Annotated in this window: 4 protein-coding genes; 3 read left to right on the forward strand and 1 reads right to left on the reverse strand. The window is 52.6% G+C overall.

Annotation, left to right across the window (positions count from 1 at the left end):
* Positions 1-245, forward strand: a 245-nt coding sequence (locus tag QZP87_RS07025; protein ID WP_291322209.1) for a hypothetical protein, incomplete at its 5' end; no start/stop codon positions are given.
* Between the two features lie 39 nt (positions 246-284).
* On the opposite strand, the gene QZP87_RS07030 is transcribed toward QZP87_RS07025, so the two are convergent.
* Positions 285-908, reverse strand: coding sequence for a CDP-alcohol phosphatidyltransferase family protein (locus tag QZP87_RS07030; RefSeq protein WP_291322210.1), 624 nt, complete (start codon positions 906-908; stop codon positions 285-287).
* A 249-nt stretch (positions 909-1,157) separates the two neighbouring features.
* On the opposite strand from QZP87_RS07030, the gene nadC reads away from it, so the two are divergent.
* Positions 1,158-2,030 (forward strand): carboxylating nicotinate-nucleotide diphosphorylase, encoded by an 873-nt coding sequence (gene nadC / locus QZP87_RS07035; protein ID WP_291322211.1) that lies wholly within the window; start codon positions 1,158-1,160, stop codon positions 2,028-2,030.
* A gap of 59 nt (positions 2,031-2,089) precedes the next feature.
* Complete coding sequence (gene nadB, locus QZP87_RS07040; RefSeq protein ID WP_291322212.1) at positions 2,090-3,670, forward strand: L-aspartate oxidase; 1,581 nt, start codon at positions 2,090-2,092, stop codon at positions 3,668-3,670.
* Positions 3,671-3,842: the final 172 nt, after the last annotated feature.

Below are 3,842 nucleotides of genomic sequence, written 5' to 3' on the forward strand. Positions count from 1 at the left end.
GGCAGAGCCCACAGAGAGAAGAGCAGGAGGAAGAGGTATCAGTATTCATATCCACAGAGCCGGTGGCTATGAATAACAAACTCCCCGCCTGGGGCGGAGAACCTTTTTCATTGCCCCGGCTCAGGGCAATGAAAAAAAGACTTCTCTCTTCTCCCAGGCTCGGTGCCTCTAGCAAGTCTTCGAAGCGGGCGAGAGACAATAATTTCCTATGCCTTGGCCCAAACATACGTTCATTTTGGCTTTGAGCCTTTTTCCGGCTACTTAAGGCTATAATCCTGCTGACGCTAAATTCTGAAGCTGAACTGATCGCGAATGTACACTATTCTCTGACCGGCGGTAAAGGTGCAGGCGATCAGGAATACGCTCAGCCCGATCCAGAGCAGAGCCTCTGCCGTCCCCGGAAAAACCATGAGCAGGAAGGCCCAGACCAGCAGGTAAACCACTCTGACCGGCCTGGTCATAATACCTGTGTCCCCGTCAAGTCCTGCAGCCTCGGCCCGGGCCTTGACATAGCTTATGAGATATATGCTTATAATGACCAGGAAAAATAATATGGTGGCTTCCAGTACCCAGCGACCATCCAGCCAGAAAAGAACCCAGAAGCCCATCAGAAAAAAAGTATCGCTGATGCGGTCCAGGGTGGAATCCAGAAAAGCTCCAAAATCGGATTTGAGTCCTGTATCCCGGGCCAGCAGGCCATCTGCGGTGTCTGCAATACCGGCCAGCATTATCAGCAATAAACCCCAGAAAGCATGTGCTGAAAAGCCCAGGGGAACCATAACGGCAAATATCAGACCGGCAAAGGTAACCCGGTTGGGGGTGATACCTCTGTTTTTTATCCAGGGCAAAACCGCTTTTTCCAGGCCGCGATAATAAAGCCTTCCCAGGCTGCAATCCCTCAGTGACATAGTATATTAACTCCCTGCATGCATACAAAATGAACCGGACACAAAGAGAAGGAAATCTCAATATCGACTCAGAGTCTTTTAACCTTGTGTGCCTTTTTTTACAAGCTTTACATTTCTGCCCCATAAATATAATAATACAACCTTCCATCTGGATGAATAAAACCCGATTGGGGACTGTCCCGCACCTACCAGGTTGCTCTGTTAAGTATGAGCATTGTTTCGAAAAACCAAACCAGAAGACGGCACATTATGAAAGCACCCATCGATTTCAAGATTTTTTTTCACTCCGGGGCCAGAGAGCATTTGAATAAACTCATTGGGCTGGCCTTGAAGGAAGACGGTCAGGATCTCACTTCCCGGGCCGTTTTTGGACCGGAGGACACGTGCACTGCATCTATTTTGGCCAGGCAGGAGACATTGGTGGTGGGACTGCCCCTGATCAATATGATCCTGGATCGAATTCCCGGAAAGGGAGAAGTAACCTTAATGGTCCAGGAAGGCTCGCTTGTGGCATCTCAAACTCTGGTGGCCCATGTCAGTGGGCATTGCCGCAAAATTCTGCAGGCCGAAAGGATCATCCTGAACTTCATGGCCAGGCTCTCAGGTATTGCCAATCTTACCAGGGCTTATTTTCAGGAAATTCAAGGTACCGGAGTCTTTCTTCTGGACACCAGGAAAACCACCCCCGGGCTTCGCTATCTGGAAAAGTACGCCGTGCGCCTGGGCGGGGGATTGAATCACCGGCTGGACCTTGAGGAAATGCTCATGCTGAAAGATAATCACATCGACCAGGCCGGGGGCATATCAGGGGCCGTAACATTGCTGAAGGATACCTACTACTCATCCTGCCCCCCCATTGAAGTGGAATGCCGCACCCTGGATGATGTCAGGGAAGCGGTCAATACCGGTGTGGACCGCATTATGCTGGACAACATGGGCATCCATGAAATACGAGCAGCCCTGAAAGACATATCAGAAGCAGGACTGGAGAGCGAGATCAGCGGAGGCGTCAGCCTGCACAATATCCGGGAACTGGCCCTTCTGGGTCCCACGTACATTTCCGTCGGCGCCCTGACCCATTCGGCTGTGGCAGCCGATTTCAGCATGAGCATGGATGCTTGAGATTTATTTCTAGGCATCCCCCTGAATGGTTACGTTGAACAGATAAAAAAGGACTGGATATGTCAGATACTTCTCTGGAGACACAGGTTCTGATTATCGGTTCCGGTATAGCCGGATGTACCGCAGCCCTTCACCTGGCACGCGAAGGACGCGAAGTCCTGCTGGTATGCTCCGGTTCGTCCATGGATGAATGCAACTCTGCACTGGCTCAGGGAGGAATAGTCTACAAGGCCCCTGATGATACTCCGGATATGCTGGAAAAAGACATCCTCACTGCGGGGTGGAATCATAACCATCTCCAGGCGGTCCGATACCTCTGTCTGAGAGGCCCGGAAGTGGTTCAAAAAATCCTCATCGAGGACCTTCAGGTGCCCTTTGACAGCCTGGACGGTTCTTTTCATCTTACCCGGGAGGGTGGTCACAGCCTGGCCAGGGTCCTGCACTGCGCTGACTACACCGGCCGGGCCATAATGGCTGCCTACCATGAGGCTGTTAAAAAGGAACCCAACATACGGGTGCTTACCGGGCATACCGCCGTTGACCTGCTCACCACCCATCACCACTGCACCCGCCGGGAAATCAGATACCACCTGAACAACCGCTGCCTGGGTGCTTATGTCCTGGAGCAGGCCACCGGCAATGTTCTCAAGGTTTTGGCGGACTACACCGTCCTGGCCTCCGGGGGCATGGGCCAGATTTATCTCAATACCACCAACTGCAGGCTCTCCCTGGGCTCCGCAGTTTCCATGGGCCACAGGGCCGGGGCCAGAATGATGAATCTGGAGTTCATCCAGTTTCATCCCACAGCCCTGTTTCACCGTGGTCCGCGCAAGTTCCTTATAACCGAAGCACTGCGCGGCGAGGGAGCGGTCCTGGTCAACTCCCGCGGGGAACCCTTCATGCACAAGTATGACTCCAGAAAAGACCTGGCCCCCAGGGATGTCGTCACCAGGGCCATAGTGGATGAAATGCTTGTCACCCATGAGGATATGGTTTTTCTGGACGCCGCCACCCATATCCAGAACCCGGATAAAAGATTTCCCACCATTTTCAAAAAATGCCTGGAACTGGGCATAGACATACGCGATCAGCTGATCCCAGTGGTACCGGCAGCCCATTACTTCTGCGGTGGAATCCTGGTGGACACTACAGGAAAAACAACCATAGAACGTCTTTTCGCCGCCGGGGAATGCGCCTGTACCGGTCTGCACGGTGCCAATCGCCTGGCCAGCACCTCACTTCTGGAAGCCCTGCTCTGGGGGCAGACCATCGCCGAAACCATAACTTCCAGGCATGCCTCAAGGTCCAAATTAAGCCAGAGGACTAAAGCCTCTGTGCCGGACTGGAAGTTTCTGGGAAACAAGCAAAATGAGGATCCGGTGCTCATAGCCCAGGACTGGGCCACCATCAAGAATACCATGTGGAATTACGTGGGAATAAACAGAACCAGGCCCAGGCTGCAGCGGGGCTTTGAGGACATGCGCAATCTGAACAAGAGACTGCACGACTTTTACAGGGAGACACCCATATCCCAGTCCCTGGTGGAGCTTTTTCATGGCTGTTACTCTGCCTATCTCATTACCACGGCGGCACTGCGCAACAAGCAGAGCCTGGGTTGTCACCACAGGCATGAGGAGTAAAAAGATTGGATAAGAGCACTCCTTTATCTTGAGTTGCGGGCGTAGCCCGCTTTAGGCGCTTAGCACAAATTTCAAACAAACATGTTGGTCGTTAAAATCGGTTCCTGGTTACCTCTCGTTCCCAGGCTCCAGCCTGGGAACGCTTAGTTCTTGCGGCTCCAGCCGCTTCTTA

It is taken from the genome of Desulfonatronospira sp. (assembly GCA_003563255.1).
In the GTDB taxonomy this organism is placed as follows: domain Bacteria; phylum Desulfobacterota; class Desulfovibrionia; order Desulfovibrionales; family Desulfonatronovibrionaceae; genus Desulfonatronospira.

Coding starts and splice junctions, on each gene's coding strand:
- QZP87_RS07030 (WP_291322210.1), bottom strand. CDS start 908: ATGTCACTGAGGGATTGCAGCCTGGGAAGGCTTTATTATCGCGGCCTG.
- nadC (WP_291322211.1), top strand. CDS start 1,158: ATGAAAGCACCCATCGATTTCAAGATTTTTTTTCACTCCGGGGCCAGA.
- nadB (WP_291322212.1), top strand. CDS start 2,090: ATGTCAGATACTTCTCTGGAGACACAGGTTCTGATTATCGGTTCCGGT.